General features: G+C 46.2%; 17 protein-coding genes. 5 read left to right on the plus strand and 12 right to left on the minus strand.

Going from position 1 to position 17,022, the window contains the following annotated elements:
• Nucleotides 1-4 precede the first annotated feature (4 nt).
• Nucleotides 5-1,552 (minus strand): DUF3369 domain-containing protein, encoded by a 1,548-nt coding sequence (locus tag RJ47_RS17620; RefSeq protein ID WP_039485901.1) that lies wholly within the window; start codon nucleotides 1,550-1,552, stop codon nucleotides 5-7.
• A gap of 125 nt (nucleotides 1,553-1,677) precedes the next feature.
• Nucleotides 1,678-2,691, minus strand: coding sequence for a substrate-binding domain-containing protein (locus RJ47_RS17625; protein WP_039485751.1), 1,014 nt, complete (start codon nucleotides 2,689-2,691; stop codon nucleotides 1,678-1,680).
• A gap of 183 nt (nucleotides 2,692-2,874) precedes the next feature.
• On the opposite strand from RJ47_RS17625, the gene RJ47_RS17630 reads away from it, so the two are divergent.
• Nucleotides 2,875-3,933, plus strand: coding sequence for a GGDEF domain-containing protein (locus RJ47_RS17630; protein ID WP_038212629.1), 1,059 nt, complete (start codon nucleotides 2,875-2,877; stop codon nucleotides 3,931-3,933).
• On the opposite strand, the gene rbsK is transcribed toward RJ47_RS17630, so the two are convergent.
• The 5 genes from rbsK to rbsD all read right to left on the minus strand — a co-directional run bounded on the left by rbsK (nucleotide 3,930) and on the right by rbsD (nucleotide 9,000).
• The gene (gene rbsK / locus RJ47_RS17635) at nucleotides 3,930-4,850 is read right to left on the minus strand and encodes a ribokinase (protein ID WP_039485754.1); all 921 of its coding nucleotides are present in this window, start codon (nucleotides 4,848-4,850) and stop codon (nucleotides 3,930-3,932) included. The two genes, RJ47_RS17630 and rbsK, sit on opposite strands and share 4 nt — an antisense overlap.
• A 133-nt stretch (nucleotides 4,851-4,983) precedes the next feature.
• The gene (rbsB, locus tag RJ47_RS17640; RefSeq protein WP_005469673.1) at nucleotides 4,984-5,862 is read right to left on the minus strand and encodes a ribose ABC transporter substrate-binding protein RbsB; all 879 of its coding nucleotides are present in this window, start codon (nucleotides 5,860-5,862) and stop codon (nucleotides 4,984-4,986) included.
• A gap of 206 nt (nucleotides 5,863-6,068) precedes the next feature.
• Nucleotides 6,069-7,052 carry a ribose ABC transporter permease gene (gene rbsC / locus RJ47_RS17645; protein WP_005469899.1) on the minus strand — a complete coding sequence of 328 codons (984 nt, stop codon included), beginning with the start codon at nucleotides 7,050-7,052 and terminating at the stop codon, nucleotides 6,069-6,071.
• Nucleotides 7,049-8,554 (minus strand): ribose ABC transporter ATP-binding protein RbsA, encoded by a 1,506-nt coding sequence (rbsA, locus tag RJ47_RS17650; protein WP_039485756.1) that lies wholly within the window; start codon nucleotides 8,552-8,554, stop codon nucleotides 7,049-7,051. The genes rbsC and rbsA overlap by 4 nt, the downstream gene beginning before the upstream one ends.
• Before the next feature lie 26 nt (nucleotides 8,555-8,580).
• Entirely contained in the window at nucleotides 8,581-9,000 is a 420-nt protein-coding gene (gene rbsD, locus RJ47_RS17655; protein ID WP_039485759.1) for a D-ribose pyranase, read from the minus strand.
• A 308-nt stretch (nucleotides 9,001-9,308) separates the two neighbouring features.
• On the opposite strand from rbsD, the gene RJ47_RS17660 reads away from it, so the two are divergent.
• Both RJ47_RS17660 and RJ47_RS21080 read left to right on the plus strand, forming a co-directional pair.
• A complete protein-coding gene (locus tag RJ47_RS17660; protein ID WP_005469599.1) occupies nucleotides 9,309-9,572 on the plus strand; it encodes a DUF3012 domain-containing protein in 264 nt (87 codons plus the stop codon).
• Between the two features lie 73 nt (nucleotides 9,573-9,645).
• Nucleotides 9,646-9,801, plus strand: a complete 156-nt coding sequence (locus tag RJ47_RS21080) for a DUF3012 domain-containing protein (protein ID WP_072016674.1) — start codon at nucleotides 9,646-9,648, stop codon at nucleotides 9,799-9,801.
• Nucleotides 9,802-9,858: 57 nt separating this feature from the next.
• Here the strand turns inward: RJ47_RS21080 and RJ47_RS17665 are convergent, their stop codons facing one another.
• From RJ47_RS17665 to RJ47_RS17690, 5 genes are all read right to left on the minus strand, one after another.
• Nucleotides 9,859-10,527, minus strand: coding sequence for a LuxR C-terminal-related transcriptional regulator (locus RJ47_RS17665; RefSeq protein WP_005469623.1), 669 nt, complete (start codon nucleotides 10,525-10,527; stop codon nucleotides 9,859-9,861).
• 178 nt (nucleotides 10,528-10,705) lie between these two features.
• Nucleotides 10,706-11,710, minus strand: a complete 1,005-nt coding sequence (locus RJ47_RS17670; RefSeq protein ID WP_039485762.1) for a S1 family peptidase — start codon at nucleotides 11,708-11,710, stop codon at nucleotides 10,706-10,708.
• A 73-nt stretch (nucleotides 11,711-11,783) separates the two neighbouring features.
• Complete coding sequence (locus RJ47_RS17675; RefSeq protein WP_231565969.1) at nucleotides 11,784-12,815, minus strand: S1 family peptidase; 1,032 nt, start codon at nucleotides 12,813-12,815, stop codon at nucleotides 11,784-11,786.
• A gap of 59 nt (nucleotides 12,816-12,874) precedes the next feature.
• The gene (gcvT, locus tag RJ47_RS17680; protein WP_038212611.1) at nucleotides 12,875-13,993 is read right to left on the minus strand and encodes a glycine cleavage system aminomethyltransferase GcvT; all 1,119 of its coding nucleotides are present in this window, start codon (nucleotides 13,991-13,993) and stop codon (nucleotides 12,875-12,877) included.
• 259 nt (nucleotides 13,994-14,252) lie between these two features.
• A complete protein-coding gene (locus tag RJ47_RS17690; protein ID WP_005469700.1) occupies nucleotides 14,253-14,876 on the minus strand; it encodes a helix-turn-helix domain-containing protein in 624 nt (207 codons plus the stop codon).
• Between the two features lie 386 nt (nucleotides 14,877-15,262).
• On the opposite strand from RJ47_RS17690, the gene RJ47_RS17695 reads away from it, so the two are divergent.
• Together RJ47_RS17695 and gcvH are read left to right on the plus strand one after the other, a co-directional pair.
• Entirely contained in the window at nucleotides 15,263-16,558 is a 1,296-nt protein-coding gene (locus RJ47_RS17695) for a serine hydroxymethyltransferase (RefSeq protein ID WP_005469736.1), read from the plus strand.
• Nucleotides 16,559-16,593: 35 nt separating this feature from the next.
• The gene (gene gcvH, locus RJ47_RS17700; RefSeq protein WP_005469554.1) at nucleotides 16,594-16,974 is read left to right on the plus strand and encodes a glycine cleavage system protein GcvH; all 381 of its coding nucleotides are present in this window, start codon (nucleotides 16,594-16,596) and stop codon (nucleotides 16,972-16,974) included.
• The last annotated feature ends 48 nt before the right edge of the window (nucleotides 16,975-17,022 follow it).

Below are 17,022 nucleotides of genomic sequence, written 5' to 3' on the forward strand. Positions count from 1 at the left end.
GATCTTAATCAGGCAGAGAATTGCGTATATCGATGAAGTCTTGCCAATTGTCCAGCATCAACTCAACGAGCTTAGGTTCGAAATGGAGACCACTCTGGGAAATAATTTCCTCTCGGATTTTTTCCTCGCTCCAAGGCTCTTTATAACTGCGTTTTGAGCCCAAAGCGTCAACCACATCCGCTAAGGCAGCAATTCGACCACTTACAGGAATCGCCTCCCCCGCAAGACCATTTGGGTAGCCGCTGCCGTCCCATTTTTCGTGATGGTGACCCGCGATTTCTTTAGCAACGGCAATCAATCGACGCTTCGATTTACTCAATATATCGACACCATAATCGACGTGCTTTTTCATCACTTCCCACTCTTGAGGCGTGAGTTTACCGGGTTTGTGTAAAATCGAATCCGGGACGGCGACTTTACCCACATCATGTAAAGGTGCGGCGAGTTTAAGCATCGTCACCTGATCGTCATCGAGGCCATACAACTGGCCGAGTCGCTCACAGATAAGAGCAACCCGTTGAACATGCGCGCCCGTTTCTTTACTGCGCGCTTCTACTGCGTTGGCCAAGTTGTACACTAGCTCTTTTGATGTTTCTTTAATGTCGAGAAGTAGGCTGAGATTTTCAAAGGTTAGGCCAATGTTGTGCATGTAGATCTCCAATAATTGGACATCTAGCTCGTCGAGGTTTCGGTTGTAGTTCACATAGAGAATGCTGTCGACGCCTTGATGATCATTGGCATACAAAACAAAGGCATCACCAAAATTTTTAGAACGTCGATCCTCTAGCGCTTCTTTGCATCGGTCAGCTACCTCCTGAGGCAACTTTTCGAACATACATTCGCTGTAACAGTCAACGTAGTCGCCTGAAGCTGCTAGCGTCATGGAACGTGATTCCTCGCCGTGAGCTCGAGGCTTCACCACGCAATAAAATGCAGATTCTTCGAGCTGCAGTAAGGACGTTAACTGCTCTAAAACAGAACTGGCATACGCTTGCAGCGTAGTGGTATTTTGCACTTTAGCGGAAGATTCAATCACTTTGCGCAAGCCATTTTTCTGCGCCTCAATGAGTTTGAGGTCGCGATAGGCGCGCAACATAGAATACAGGACGGTTTTTAATTTTTGGGTTGTCAGCTCAGTTTTTTCTTTGTAGTCGTCAATTTCATATTCACGAATGACGGTATCTTCCGGAGCTTGCCCTGCTTGCCCAGTGCGAAGCACTAATCGAATGACTCGATTTTGTAAGTCATCTCGAATGTAGCGAACTAAATCTAGCCCAGCGTGCTCCGTCTCCATAACAACATCCACCAGAGCGAGAGCAAGATCAGTCTCTTCCCGACAAATCTGTTGCGCTTGATGACCAGAGTGCGCTGAAATCAACTCCAACCGCTTACCATCAAACTCAAAACCGGAAAGGGCTAAACGCGTGACCTGATGCATTTGTTCATCATCATCCACCAGCAGCACTTTCCATTTTTCTCGCTCCGATTGTGACTGAGCTGATTTTTGCTCACTCGGCGCGGCTTTTTCTCGGTGATCGGCAAACAGATCCATTGCGTTACCCACTTATCCTTCCTACTAAGTTAGGTTTAGCACATGCTCATAGAAGTTGCTCACTCTTTATAACCAATATGTTAACTCACATTGCAACGTGACCTATGGCAAGAATCCAACCACAATCACGAGGATTGTTTTGGTGCAGAGACCGATTTCCGCTCCACCAAACTCGGCTCGAGTTGTACGACCTGAGGATCCAAATAGCTGTTGTTTAAACGCTGCAATAACGCCTCAACCGCCGCTTTACCGAGACGGTATTTGGGTTGATGAATGGTGGTGAGCGCCGGGGTCATAAATTTCGAGATTTGAATATCATCATAGCCAATGATCGACAAGTCCTCTGGGATTCGAATGCCTTTCTCGTGCGCGGCATTGATCACGCCCATCGCCATCATGTCATTCGACACGAATATCGCGCTAGGCAGTTCCCCTTTGGCAAACATTTGGTTGAATGCCTCATAGCCACCTTCACATTCAAAGTCAGATTCCACAATCCAGTTGGGGTTAAAATCCAACTCAGCTTCATTTAGCGCGCGTTTGTATCCTTCATAACGCATTTGAGCCTGATGTTTGATTAGAGGCCCCGTAATACAACCAATCGATTTGTGTCCGACATCAATCAAGTGTTTCGCCGCAATGTAGCCGCCGCGGAGCGAGTTATCTTGAATTTTATCGCTGGTAAACAACATTGGACCCCAGTCCATGACCACCACTGGGATATCTGAGTACTTCTCGAACACATCAATGCGCTCCCCTTCTAATGAGGAACACATCAAAATCAGCCCATCGACCCGCTTTTGTAGTAGCGTGTTGATCGATTCACGCATACGCGCATTGTCACCTTCGGTATTACACAGTATTAAGTTATAGCCTTGTTGATAGCAGCTTCGCTCTACCCCTTTTACGACTTCACCAAAAAACGGATTGGTCGAGGTGGTCACCAACATGCCAATGGTTTTAGTCCGGTTCACTTTCAGGCTTCGAGCCAGTGCCGAGGGGGTATAGTTGAGCTCAGTCGCCGCCTTGTTGACGCGTTCTGAGATTTCTTCACTGACGAATCGCGATTTGTTGATTACATGACTCACCGTAGACGTAGAAACACCAGCAAGTTTGGCAATATCTTTCATTGTAGCCATTTACTTGGCTCCTTCCTTAAATCTTAGCCAGCACTTTGTCACCACTAAGGGGACGGATCCTGACCTGTATCACTTATATTCGTCTAAAATATGACTAAGAACCGCAGACACTTCCGTAAGAATGAAGTGCAACCCCGTCAGTTTGTCGTCACATCGTATGTTAATACTACTATTTGGATCTGTATGAATAGCGACAAGAACATTCAAAAAGAGACCATACAACTGTTTTTGATCAACGAAGCGGCCCTCTGCGTCGCCACTCTCGTACTCTCAATTATTCGCGCGGAGTATATTGGCTATTCAACTCGAGATTTTGTTCAAATTGCGCTTGTCGTATCCTTGGTGCTTCTCGCCGCATTCAGCCCTAGGTTACAGTTAAATCAGACCGCCATTGGACTGATTGTCATCAACTTCTTGATATTCAACTCCGGTTTTCTTGGGCTCGGCCCGATGGCGGGGGCAGTATTTTTCTTACCTCTAGCAATTTTTGTCATCTCAGTCATCTTCAGTCGTCGAGCGCTTTATCTTTCACTTGGTTTGTCTGCCATGTATATCGTGGGCATCGCCTTTGCGTTTTACTCCGAAACACTCACACCACGCACCGAACTCAACCAATTGTTTCTCAACCCCTATTATTGGCTAGTTTACCTCTTTTGCCTGATGCTGAGTATGGCGGTGTCCAGTATCGCACTACTCAACTACAGAGAAAAAATAAACGGCTTATTGAGTGACTTAAATCAGCAAAAAGAGGAGATCGAATGGCACGCACTGCACGATGAACTGACCGGCCTTATGAATCTGAAAGCCTTCAAGGCGCAGTTTGAACACCACACAGCAGGCGCACTGCTGTTTATTGACCTTGATGGATTCAAAGCCGTCAATGACAAGTTTGGACATGAATCGGGAGACTATTGTTTGCAGACCGTAGCCAAACGAATGAGCACAATATTGCGCCAAGATGTGCAAGTCTGTCGTTTAGGGGGCGATGAATTTCTGGTGTATTTAAAGAGCGATTCAAAAAGCGAGATAGAGGAGCTGTCACGCCAACTGCTCACACTCATTTGCGAGCCTATCCAGCAAGACAATATTGCTTTTCAAGTTAGTGCCAGTATTGGCGCACTGATTTTCTCAGGTACAAATCACAAGCTGAAAGAGCTGGTAAAACTCGCTGATCAAGCCATGTATCGAGCTAAAAACAAGGGCAAGTGCTGCATTGAATTTAGCTCGATCGCGACCAATTAGGGCTGGCTTGCAAGAAATGCATCGACCTCTTTACGCGTTGGAATTGAAGTCTGGGCACCAAATCTTGTTACAGAGATAGCGGCAGCCGCATGAGCAAGCTTGATGGCTGATTCTAGAGGTAAATCTTCCAATAGACCAGTGACCAATGCCCCATTAAACGTATCACCAGCAGCCGTAGTATCGGTAGCCTCTACTTTAAAGCCCGGAATCAACTCACCACGACCATTTTGGCTCAACCACACGCCTTTCGCACCAAGAGTAATCATCACGATCTCGATGCCCTTACCATGAAGTGCATTCGCCGCTTCTTGCGCGGTTTCGTTATCGTTAACCGTGATACCTGTTAGCACCTCCGCTTCGGTTTCATTTGGGGTGATCACATCGACGCAAGCCAGCAGTTCATCAGACAACTCACGAGCCGGAGCAGGATTCAAGATCACGTTGGTCTTCGCTTCTTTGGCTACTCGCGCCGCCTTTTCAATGCCGCACATTGGCGTTTCAAGTTGCATCAGTAAGTACTTAGCTTGGCGAATTCGCTCCAAATCAGGTTCAATCGCTTCTGCTGTTAGCTTGGCATTCGCCTCTGCGGAAATACAAATACTGTTTTCACCACTGTCTGCCACTTGAATCATTGCGATCCCCGTTGGGCAATTGGGCTGCATTTTAACGCCATTGATATTGATGTTGTCCATTTTGAAATTTTCGCGAATGTTAATGCCGAACGCATCATCACCCACACAAGCGATAAACCCAATGTCAGCATTCAGTCGTGCTGCCGCGACCGCTTGATTCGCCCCTTTACCGCCAGGAATCACTTGATAGTTGCGGCCGTGGAGCGTCTCGCCAGGACGTGGAAAAGAAGGCACTTGAAGAACATGGTCAGCGTTAACACTACCTAAAACCACTAACTTATTCATACGGTTTTCCTCGACTCGAATGAGCCCTTATCTATTTGAACAGGAATAATAAGTTTGTACTCTCGCAAGAACACAAACTTAAGTGCCCTCCTCTCCCCTACGACAGATAAAAGAGAAGAGGAAGGCGAACAGATTACTTAGCGATCACTTTAAGTGGTACTGGAATGTAAGCGTCTACAGAGCCACCTTTAAGCACTTTGTCTGCCGTTTCGATACCCAGTGAACCAATCAGATCTGGCTGCTGAGCAACGGTTGCTGCCAATTTGCCGCGGTTAACCGCTGCGATGCCGTCATCGGTGCCGTCAAAGCCTACGATCATTACATCTTTTCCTGACGCCTGTACCGCACGAAGTGCACCTAACGCCATCTCATCGTTTTGCGCAAATACCGCTTGCACGTCTGGGTTGGCTGCAAGCAAGTTTTCCATCACGTTGAGACCTTTAGTACGGTCAAAATCCGCAGGCTGGCTAGCAAGCAGTTCCATCTCACTGCCTTTTACGGCGTTCATGAAGCCTTCTCCACGCTCACGTGCGGCAGACGTCCCTGCAATACCTTCAAGCTGAATCACTTTCGCCTTTTCACCTACTTTTTCCATAATGTAGTGACCCGCCATTTCACCACCTACCACGTTGTCAGAGGCAATGTGGCTCACAACCTCACCACGACTTGCGCCACGGTCTAGCGTCAACACTGGAATGTTTGAGCGGTTTGCCATACGAATCGCATTCGATACTGCATCTGAATCTGTCGGGTTGATAAGAATCGCTTTTACGCCACGAATAGTAAGATCTTCCACGTTAGAAAGCTCTTTGCTCGGGTCATTTTGCGAATCAAGCACGATCAGGTCATATCCCAACTCTTTCGCCTTTGCTTCTGCGCCATCTTTCATCGTAACGAAGAAAGGGTTGTTTAGCGTAGACAGGACGATCGCCATGGTATCTTGCGCCTGCGCTGAAACAGAAACGGTGGAAGAAAGAAGTGCAGCAGAGATAAGCGTTGCTAATTTTTTCATTGTGTTAGTCCTTGTGTAGGGTGTGATGCTTAGAGCATTCTTTTAGTTACATCCACTAATTAACGTGAATTTCAATCGTTACCGTTATTGTTAAAGCAATACTTAATGTGCCTAACGCTAGTAGTAACTTTAAATAAGTGAGTTTCATAACAATCCCTTTTAATTATCAGTAGCCAGGTTCTCCCTAGCTACTTCTTAACTAGGGATTACTTGTTCTTGTTATCTACCAATACCGCAAGAAGGATGACTACTGCTTTTGCGATCATTTGGTAATAAGAGGAAACGTCCAGTAGGTTTAACGCGTTGTTGAGGAAACCGATGATGAGCGCACCAATGAGCGTCCCCATAATGCGACCTTTACCGCCCATCAAGCTTGTGCCACCAAGTACTACCGCGGCGATAGCATCTAACTCATAACCCATACCAGCGGTTGGCTGAGCAGAAGAAAGACGAGAGGTAATGATGATGCCAGCCAGCGCCGCAAGCAGACCGCAGATGGCGTACACGCCGATTTTTACTCGGTCAACATTGATGCCTGATAGGCGTGTTGCTGACTCATTGCCACCTAAAGCGTAAACGTAACGACCAAAGCGAGTGTGGTTAAGCAGGAACCAAGCTGCGGCAAATACGATCACCATTAGCCAGACTGGAACGGGAATGCCTAACGCGTAGCCCGTACCAAACCAAGCGAATGCATCCGCTGTATCGGTAAAACCTGTAGAAATTGGTCGACCGTCTGTGTACACCATGGTCACACCACGAAGCAATGTCATGGTCACCAGCGTTGCGATAAACGCTTGCACCTTGCCTTTAGCGATGATGATGCCACTGATCGCCCCAAGCGCCGCACCCGCGACAAGCGCAGTAGGAACCGCGATGAGCACTGGCACTTCCATAGCGATTAAGCTTGCAGCAAACGCACCGCAGAGGGCAAGCACCGAGCCGACGCTCAAATCGATACCCGCCGTTAAGATAACCAACGTCATCCCCACGGCGATAATCGCGTTGACTGACGTTTGACGCAGTATGTTAAGAATGTTGTCTACGGTAAAAAAGTTAGGGTTAAGGAACGAGACGACAACAATTAAAAAGAGTAGAGCGATCAGAGATTTCTGTTCAATCAGCCACTCTTTGCTCAATAGCTTTTTGCCGCCTGTTTCATTTGGTTTGCTCATGGTATTGGTACTCATGCTGCTTCCTCGTTAATCTTTTTGCCAACGGCACACGCTAATAGTTTTTCTTGGTCAGCCTCTTTGGCGTCAAACTCACCGCTGATACGACCTTCATGCATCACCATGATGCGGTCACTCATTCCCAGAACCTCTGGCATTTCTGAAGAGACAAGAATGATGCTCATGCCATCTGCTTTGAATTTGTTGATCAGCTGGTAGATCTCTTTTTTGGCACCGACGTCGACACCGCGAGTTGGTTCATCAAGAATCAGTACCTTAGGTTTGGTCATTAACCCTTTCGCAATCGCCACTTTCTGTTGATTACCACCAGATAGGTTGCCAATGATTTGGTCACGAGTTGGGGTTTTGATATTGAACAGCTTGATGAAGTCTTCCACCACGATCACTTCTTCGCTGTGTTGGATTCGACCTCCCTGCGTTAACTTGTCCAATGAACACAAAGACATGTTCTCTTTCACAGATAAACCCAGCACCAAACCATCGCCTTTACGGTCTTCAGAGATGTAGGCAATGCCATTCGCAAGACCATCTTGGGGGCTAACAGGGTTAATGGTTTTGTTGTTCAAGTTGATCACGCCGCGCTCACTGGGCAAGGCACCGTAAATCACTTTCATCAGCTCAGTACGACCCGCGCCCATTAAGCCCGACACACCAAGAATTTCTCCTCGTTTAAGCTTGAAAGTGACATCGTGAACGCCGGAGCCGGTCAGACCGATCACTTCCAAACAAGTTTCGCCGTGTTGAACATCAATGCGTGGGTATTGCTCGTCTAGCTTTCGCCCAACCATCATTTCAATCAAGCCGTCTTCGTCCGTCTCTGCGACTGGGCATTCACCGATGAATTTACCGTCACGTAGTACCGTAATGTCATCACAGATTTCGAAGATTTCTTTTAGGCGATGGGAAATGTAAACAATGCCGCAATCTTGTTCGCGCAACTCGTTAATCACTTTGAAAAGCGACTCGGTCTCGGTATCGGTCAACGCATCTGTTGGCTCATCCATAATGATGACTTTCGACTTAAACGAAAGTGCTTTGGCAATCTCTACCATTTGCTGCTCACCGAGACTTAAATCGCCAAGCAAGGTTTTCGAGCTGTGCTTGACATTCAAGCGCGCAAGTAACTTATCGGCTTCCGCGTACATGGTCTCCCACTGGATGCGACCAAATGCGCCCGTAAACTCCCGACCTAAGAAAATATTTTCCGCAATTGTCAGCTCTGGAATCAGGTTCAACTCTTGGTGAATGATACTGATCCCCGCTTCTTGAGAATCTCTTGGTCCATGAAAAGCGGCAGCTTGTCCCTGATAGTGAATCGTACCTGCGTCTTTACTGTAGATGCCGGTCAACACTTTCATCAGAGTGGATTTGCCAGCGCCATTTTCCCCCATCAACGCCATAACGCGTCCCGGGTAAACATTTAAGCTGGCTTTATCAAGCGCCTTTACTCCCGGAAAAGCTTTCTCAATATCACTCAGTTGTAAGATGGCTTGAGTCATACTCTGTCCTCAATCATTAGCGGGCTTTAAAAAACCACACCAGCTTGGAAAATCACGTTGGCATACGGCGTGCACTCGCCAGTACGTACAACCGCGCGGCTTGACGAAGTACGCGCTTTAAAGGCTTCGTGAGAAAGGTAAGTAACCGAAATGGCTTTTCCGCTTGCCTCTCGCTCCGCTAAAATCTCAGCAATCAATGCTTCATGATGGGCTGGGCTAACCTCTTTAAACTCTTCGGCAAGAATGATGCCCTCAACCTGAGATTCGCTGAGCATCACTTTGACCGTTTCAAGAAAGCTCGGGACACCGTGAGTAAGAGCAAGATCAATGCGCTGAACGTCGTCAGGAATTGGTAAGCCAGCATCACAAATCGTGATTTCATCGGTATGACCTAGTGTGGCCACTAGGTAAGAAAGCTCAGCGTTGATTAGGGTACTTTTTTTCATCTCATTGACCTATCGAATACACGATCAAACCAAATAAAGTCTGTCGGCTTCTATGCAAATTATTATTGATACAAATCTCATCGAAACGTTTCGATTGCATCATAGCCCTTCAGCATAGAATTACGATAGCCCACCTTTCAGAGTGTGAGATGGATCTTTGCCTCAACCCGTTAAACGCGACAAAGAGTGATCGAACTCACCCATCGAAACGTTTCGATATGCCAAATTTCGCCATAATTAACCGAAATCGCACACACTTTCTCACGGTTTTTAGGTATAGTTGCGCCAGATAAATTTAGGACACGATTATGAAGAAATTACCCCTTGTTTTGTTTGCCCTAGTTGCTCTGTCTGCGTGTAAAGATGAGGTAGGTACCCAAAATTGGTGTGATAACAAAGCACAAGGCCCCAAGAGTGAATGGAGCGCTCAAGACGCCCTCGATTATGCAAAACACTGCGTGCTGCAAGATGCTGTCGGCAGTGAATCATGGTGTGAGTCAATGAGTGACAAACCCAAAGGTGACTGGAGCGCGAACGAAGCTAAAAACTTCGCAACACACTGTATTCTGTAAAGTCACTTATTGACTGAGTCAGCAACAAGCCGATAACCTAGTGACACTGTCAACCATCAACAAGGACGTAATGATGAAAAAACTGACTGCCCTTCTATTTTTGGCAATGTCACTTACCGCTTGCACGGAGGTTGGAAGCGAAGCCTGGTGTAACGACTTAAAAGAGAAACCGAAAGGCGACTGGAGTGCTAACGAAGCAAAAGATTTCGCTAAGCACTGCATTCTTTAGCAATAAAAAGAGCAGCTCACTAGCTGCTCTTTTTTGATTTCAATTTTTGCTAAGTCTCTACGCTCGCTCTTCCAAAGCAATGTTATTGTTGGCCCAGAGCAATGCTTGAAGGCGATTCTTAGCGTTAATTTTCTTAAAGATGTTATGTAAGTGCGTTTTGACCGTATTTTCACTCACAAACAGTTCGTCGGCGATTTGTAAGTTGGAAGCACCATGCCCCAATAAACGCATGATCTCTTTTTCGCGTTTCGTCAGATTTGCGTACGCTTGCGATGTTGTCACGGTATTTGCACAGCGGAAATATTCAATATAGTCTTGAGCCACTTTGCGCGACAGCCACATTTCGTCGTTCATGATCTTTTCCATACCCTTGATCAGCAACGAAATATCATCTTCGATGTAGAACACGCCTACGAGATTACGCCATTTGAACAGCTGAGTCGATGTCACATCTTTAGGGCAGTTAATGACGATTTCTTTGATCGCGGTTTCACTCGCCGCTTTTATTTGGCTGTACTCGTTGAAACGGTCATCATCTAGGTATTGAAAATCGAACAACACAAAATCACCCAGTAGGCGAGACGAGCCATCATGTGTACGAAGATCATCGACAGAAACCATGTTGACGGTAAGCTGAAGCCCTCTCTCTAGCGAATCTTTAAATAGATTCGATTGCATGCTCACATCCGACAAAAGTGTGATTTGATAGTTTTTACTTTCTGTCATTGAGGAATTCTCCAGCTCCACCCTATAGATAAGTTAAAACTATCGTTTAGATAAGATTAGTCAATATAGCAGGTCTTACAATCGCGACACCTACCTGAGTAAAACCCTTATATATCATAGAGGTATGATTAAATCTCACTTTTGAGAATGGTACTTTTTACTTCGAAAAAGCGTAAAACTACCATTTTAAGCTTCGTTTGAAAGCAATGAGAAGTAGAACCAAGAGACCGTAAAACACCCCTCCTCCTCCACTGCTGCTTGTGGTTAACTGATCTGGAGTCACTTCCGCTTGGCTGCTGCCATGTTCGTTATTGATTAGTCTTCTTACGCCATCTTCAACCAAGACAAATGCCTTTGGTTCCACTTCACCTGCAAGCACTTGATCTATCCAACCTTGGTAATCATAAAGGTCGGTAAACACGGAGGTCACACTGTAGCGGTTATCTCCACACAATGCAGGGCCAAAGCTCGTCAACCCGACTTGGATGTAGTCGAGACCGTTGTAATAATAGACTGGTCCTCCAGAATCTCCCGAACAAGTCGAGTTTTGATAACCGCTCTTTTCAGGCCCACCAAAACACAAATGTTTATCGGTGATCGCACTGCCAAATTCCGCTTGGCAAGCGGATGTCGAAATATATTCCAACTCAGTTTCGAGCAACTGCCCCCCTCCGGGTTGGTTACCTTCTATATAGCCATGGCCAACCGCAATAAACTCGCCGTTCGAGGAAAAACTGTTATTGATCATGGTGTTGAGCAAGTATTTAAAGTCACCAACACCCAAAGCCGTTTCGAGCTTTAATATGGCAATATCGTCGCGCCATAAATCAACCGACGAGTCGGAATAGGTATCTGGGTAGTAAAACTCGACAACTCGGGCTTGAGGGCTCGATAGAAACTGGCTCTCATCTTCGAGTTGCGGCGCAACCACGGTATAGAGCATGGTTTCGTTTTGACCGTAAATACAATGCGCAGCGGTAAGTACATACTCACTATTAATAAGCGTCGCACCACAGAAGCTGCTGGTGCTATAAAGCGTGTTACTGCGGTAAAACAGACTGGCAAATGTAGGATAATTAGAAATGTTGGCAGTCGTGCCATTGACGATATACGGAGAAGCTTCAAAGCTATAGGCAAACGAACTCCAAGCTGTTATCACGCTCGCTAGTAGAAATCGAACCATGATCACTTCCTCCGTTCGTAAGCATCACTCTTAAGTTTAGTTTACGAACGGGGAGAGCAAAGGTTTAATCGTGTTAGCGGCGGATTTTGTCTCTAAGAGACAATGCGCCTAGCAGCAACACAGAAAATAAGCCCAGTGAGCCGCCGCTAGAGCTACTCGCATCAACATGCTCACTTGAAGCTTTTACTTTTGAAGTCGAGTTTTCGATTAACTGACGATCAGAACCTTTTGCCACAATGTGGTACTTAGGCGTCTCACCACCATTAATCACTCTATAAATCCAATTCTGGTACTGGTTCACGTTAGTGAAAACAGAGGTAGCAGCAAAGGAGGGGTCACCGCACGTTGCAGGGCCGTAGCTAGTGATACCGACTTGAATATAAGTCCCAGTTCCAAAGTCTTTATACACGGGTCCACCCGAATCTCCGTTGCACGTAGAGTTTTTGTAACCACCAGCCAACTGTCCATCAAAGCACAACTGACCTGGTTTTGTGTTGTCACAATTAGAGTCGTCGGTAAATGTAAGATCGGTTTTGAGCAACTGACCGTCTGAAGCAACATTACCATTGACTAACCCATGCCCTAAGGCCATGTATCCAGTTGTCTTTTCGAGGGAGCCTTTAGACACATTCAAGTTCAAATGATTATAATAGTCAGGATTTCCAGCAAGAGGTCGAGCAAGTTTTATTATCGCAATATCATTGGGCCAAGCCGATACCTCGGAATGCTCGTAATTGTCTGGATAGTAAAATTCTGCGGCTCTGACACTCTCAAACTTTCCGCTTAGATAATCGTTTTTATTCTCTACTCCTAACACAACATTGGTATGTAGCATTTGGTCAAAAGCACCGTAGATACAGTGAGCAGCTGTCAGAATATAGTTTTCATTGATGACGGTTGAGCCACAGTAATTGCCATAATATTTGCCGTTATCGAAATACAGGCTTGAGAAAGTTGGAAACTCACTGACACTAGCTGGGGAACCATTAACTATATACGGATTCGATTCAAAACCATGAGAAGATGCAGATGCCAACATTGAAAGAACTAATGCAAGCCTTTTCATAAAAATATCCTTTGTAAAACTACTGCCGACATCATACATATAAAAAAACCTCTCAGTCGAGAGGTTTGATACACAATTCAAATGATGCTTACAAATGCTTAACCGCGATAGTAACGCTGCGGCACAAATGGCATTTTCTCAACAGTCATTGGCAATTTTTTACCACGAACTTCGGCGAATAACTCAGTGCCAACGGCCATTAAATCCGCTCGAACGTAAGCCATGGAAACCGGCTTGCCAGCATTAGGCCCAGCCGTGCCACTGGTAACAATCCCTACTTTGTTATCATCAGCGTCGAACAGTTCGGTGCCTTCACGAACCGGAGCCTTCGTTTGGCCAACTAAACCAACACGCTTACGCGTCACATCTTTAGTCTCAATTTGTTTGAGGATGATGTCCGCACCTGGGAACCCACCTTCGCGTTCACCGCCAGTGCGACGCACTTTTTGGATGCCCCACAGAAGGCTTGCTTCAACAGGTGTTGTCGTTGTGTCGAGATCATGACCATACAAACACAATCCACACTCAAGGCGCAGAGAGTCACGAGCGCCAAGGCCGATCCACTCGACTTCTTCTTCAGCTGTTAGCTTTTGTGCGAGCTCTTGTGCATGCGTGTTGGGTACAGAGATTTCGTAGCCATCTTCACCCGTGTAGCCACTGCGGCTCACGATGCACTCAACACCTAAAATCTCAAGCTTCTTCACGTCCATAAATAGCATGTCTGCGACCTCAGCATTGAATCGCTTGAGGACATCCACGGCTTTAGGGCCTTGCAATGCCAGTAGTGCTCGGTCATCAATCACTTCTAGCTCTACGCCGGACGGAAGGTGGGCTTCAAGATGGTTAATATCTTGCTCTTTACACGCCGCATTGACGACAACAAACAGATGATCCCCAAGGTTTGCCACCATAAGGTCATCCATAATGCCGCCTTGTTCATTGGTGAAGAACGCATAGCGCTGGTTGCCAGCTGGTAGATCGATAATGTCCACTGGGACCAAAGACTCAAGAAACGCCGCTGCCCCTTCACCGTGCAGACGTAATTGCCCCATGTGAGATACGTCGAACAGACCCGCCGCATCACGGGTGTGCAGGTGCTCTTTTTTCACGCCGAGTTTGTATTGCACTGGCATATCGTAGCCTGCGAAAGGAACCATTTTCGCACCAGCTTCAACATGTAAAGAGTGAAGTGGTGTTTTTAGTAGATCTTGAGTCATTGTTGTCTCCGTTTAATCAGGTTCGTTTTCCACTCTAGGAAACCTTGTTTCCAATAATAAACACGAGTGGAGAATTTTTGCACCATTAACAAGTCGAGAACAGTTCAAAATGTGACATTTAACATTAAATTCACATCAACAGAAAGGAAAGAGAAGCGCCATCTTGAACCTATGTCGCTCAAGATGGCGCTATTGTACTCAGAAAAAACACAAAAGCAATCGTTTGCTTTTATTATAGGAAAACTAAGAGCACATTACGTTATTTAGCGGTCACCCACAAAATATGTGCATCTTCTTCACTGGTAGAAATCAGCATATGACCCATATTGGCATCATAATAGACACTGTCCCCTTCACTCATTTCCACTGGCTCATAGAACTCAGAATAAAAACGAACCGTTCCTGAAAGAATAAGCAGAAACTCTTCGCCATCATGACGCACCCAATCACCGTACTCATCAAAACTCCGTGCATGCACTTGGCTTTTGAACGGCATCATCTTTTTGTTAGACAGTTGAGTGGCGAGCAGTTCGTGCTCATAAGTAGGCGTTGGGTGCGGCTTTCCTTGACCGGATTTAGTGATATCTCTACGCCCTGTTGCAACTTTTTTCCTTGGTGGTTCAAAGAGTTGCGGCATATCAATCTGCAACCCCATAGCCAACTTCTGCATCGCTTGAAAGGTAGGCGAAATCTGTTCGTTTTCAATCTTACTTAATGTTGAACGCGCTAATCCTGTGCGTTGGCTTGCCTCTTCAAGGGTAATCCCTAACTTGCCACGTATGTCTTTGATTTTCTCGCCAAGCTTCAATGGTTCGATGTTTTGATCGCTCGATTCCTTAGCTAACGTCAATGATGGGTATTCATCATAGATATCTTCGGGCATGCTTCCCTCTTCTTATATTCTGCTACTTCCTGTTTCATTTTCATTGTGCCCGAAGGCGATCAGAGAAAAAAGATTAGAACAAGAAATAAACCGTGCTCTCGATAACAAAATTAGAAACCTTGTTTCCAATAGGAAATTTTTGGTTGATTGTTGTTACGACAACCGCTATGTTACCAACTTGTTAGTTGTAGAGATGCTATTTCCGAATCGGTTGCTTGATAGATTTAACAATTGTTTTCGGTTTTGCCCCACGGATTGAATACTGAGTTTTGGGGCGTTAAATGTCGCTTTGCTCTTACATAGAGAAGAGCAGTACTAGAAAAAGACTGATGAGAACTACAAACCTAAATAACTATCTCATCGGCATCAATGGAAGGTCATCTACCATGAACAAAACGTACCAAAATCACAGCCTAGAGAATTTTTTCTCGACTAATCTTGCTGCTACTGACGACGCTGTGTTCGCTGGGATTCAAGCGGAAAACACACGTCAAAACGAACAAATTGAGCTGATTGCTTCTGAGAACATTGTATCTAAAGCAGTCATGCAAGCCCAAGGCACCTGCCTAACCAATAAATATGCAGAAGGTTACCCTGGCCGTCGTTACTACGGTGGCTGTGAACACGTTGATACAGTAGAGGCAATCGCTATCGAACGCGCGAAGCAACTTTTCAAGTGTGGCTACGCAAACGTTCAACCTCACTCTGGTGCGCAAGCAAATGGCGCAGTGAAGCTGGCACTTCTTCAACCAGGCGACACTATTCTAGGCATGTCTCTAGATGCAGGTGGTCACCTTACCCACGGCGCTCGCCCAGCGCTTTCTGGTAAATGGTTCAACGCCGTTCAGTATGGCGTGGATCGCGACACACTAGAAATTGATTACGATGCCGTTCGCGAGCTAGCTCTTGAGCACAAGCCAAAAATGATCATCGCAGGCGGTAGTGCTATTCCACGCACCATCGACTTTGCTAAGTTCCGCGAAATCGCAGACGAAGTTGATGCAATCCTAATGGTCGATATGGCGCACATTGCCGGTCTGATTGCGACAGGCGCGCACCCTAGTCCGCTTCCACATGCACACGTTGTTACAACCACAACACATAAGACATTGCGCGGCCCACGTGGCGGTATGATTCTGACTAACCACGAAGACATCATCAAGAAAATCAACTCTGCCGTGTTCCCTGGCCTACAAGGCGGCCCATTAATGCACGTTATCGCGGCTAAAGCCGTCGCGTTTGGCGAGGCGCTCGGTCCAGAATTTTCAACTTATATTGATTCAGTGATCAACAACGCAAAAGTTCTTGCTGAAGTATTGCAAACTCGCGGGTGCGACATTGTGACTGGCGGTACAGATACTCATCTAATGTTGGTCGACCTTCGCCCTAAGGGCTTGAAGGGGAACGTGACAGAAGAAGCACTAGAACGTGCGGGGATCACATGTAATAAAAATGGCATCCCATTCGATTCAGAGAAGCCTATGATTACATCGGGCATTCGATTAGGGACGCCTGCGGGCACAAGCCGCGGCTTTGGCGCTGAAGAATTCAAACTCATCGGTAATTGGATTGGCGACGTTCTTGACGGGTTGGTAGAAAACCCAGAAGGCAACCCAGAAGTTGAACAACGCGTTCGCAAAGAAGTGAAAGCACTGTGCAATCGCTTCCCACTTTACCAATAAACAATTTAATCAAAGTTATTTTTGGAGATTAAGCAATGGACAAAACACTGAAGTTTGCAGATAGCCACGAGTGGGTACGCGATAACGGTGACGGCACAGTAACTATCGGTATTTCTGAGCATGCACAAGAAATGCTAGGTGACGTTGTATTCGTTGACCTACCAGAGGTTGAAGACGAAGTTGAAGCAGGTGAAAGCTTCTCACTGGTTGAATCTGTAAAAGCAGCGTCTGACATCTATGCACCAATCACCGGTGAAATCGTAGAAATCAACGAAGAACTAGAAGACAGCCCTGAGCTAATCAACGAAGAACCGTATGAAGGCGGTTGGATCGTGAAAGTGAAGATGTCTGATGCATCTGAACTCGACAACCTAAAAGACGCAGAAGAGTACCTAAACTCAATCGAAGACGAGTAATTAGGAAAATTAGCAAGGCTGCCCCTGTTCTCAGAGGCAGCTTTTTTT

The organism is Vibrio sinaloensis, assembly GCF_000808535.1.
GTDB lineage: Bacteria > Pseudomonadota > Gammaproteobacteria > Enterobacterales > Vibrionaceae > Vibrio > Vibrio sinaloensis_D.

Coding starts and splice junctions, on each gene's coding strand:
- rbsA (WP_039485756.1), bottom strand. CDS start 8,554: ATGACTCAAGCCATCTTACAACTGAGTGATATTGAGAAAGCTTTTCCG.
- gcvH (WP_005469554.1), top strand. CDS start 16,594: ATGGACAAAACACTGAAGTTTGCAGATAGCCACGAGTGGGTACGCGAT.
- RJ47_RS17630 (WP_038212629.1), top strand. CDS start 2,875: ATGAATAGCGACAAGAACATTCAAAAAGAGACCATACAACTGTTTTTG.
- RJ47_RS17695 (WP_005469736.1), top strand. CDS start 15,263: ATGAACAAAACGTACCAAAATCACAGCCTAGAGAATTTTTTCTCGACT.
- rbsD (WP_039485759.1), bottom strand. CDS start 9,000: ATGAAAAAAAGTACCCTAATCAACGCTGAGCTTTCTTACCTAGTGGCC.
- RJ47_RS17620 (WP_039485901.1), bottom strand. CDS start 1,552: ATGGATCTGTTTGCCGATCACCGAGAAAAAGCCGCGCCGAGTGAGCAA.
- rbsK (WP_039485754.1), bottom strand. CDS start 4,850: ATGAATAAGTTAGTGGTTTTAGGTAGTGTTAACGCTGACCATGTTCTT.
- RJ47_RS17670 (WP_039485762.1), bottom strand. CDS start 11,710: ATGGTTCGATTTCTACTAGCGAGCGTGATAACAGCTTGGAGTTCGTTT.
- RJ47_RS17660 (WP_005469599.1), top strand. CDS start 9,309: ATGAAGAAATTACCCCTTGTTTTGTTTGCCCTAGTTGCTCTGTCTGCG.
- RJ47_RS17625 (WP_039485751.1), bottom strand. CDS start 2,691: ATGGCTACAATGAAAGATATTGCCAAACTTGCTGGTGTTTCTACGTCT.
- RJ47_RS21080 (WP_072016674.1), top strand. CDS start 9,646: ATGAAAAAACTGACTGCCCTTCTATTTTTGGCAATGTCACTTACCGCT.
- RJ47_RS17665 (WP_005469623.1), bottom strand. CDS start 10,527: ATGACAGAAAGTAAAAACTATCAAATCACACTTTTGTCGGATGTGAGC.
- gcvT (WP_038212611.1), bottom strand. CDS start 13,993: ATGACTCAAGATCTACTAAAAACACCACTTCACTCTTTACATGTTGAA.
- rbsB (WP_005469673.1), bottom strand. CDS start 5,862: ATGAAAAAATTAGCAACGCTTATCTCTGCTGCACTTCTTTCTTCCACC.
- rbsC (WP_005469899.1), bottom strand. CDS start 7,052: ATGAGTACCAATACCATGAGCAAACCAAATGAAACAGGCGGCAAAAAG.
- RJ47_RS17675 (WP_231565969.1), bottom strand. CDS start 12,815: ATGTATGATGTCGGCAGTAGTTTTACAAAGGATATTTTTATGAAAAGG.
- RJ47_RS17690 (WP_005469700.1), bottom strand. CDS start 14,876: ATGCCCGAAGATATCTATGATGAATACCCATCATTGACGTTAGCTAAG.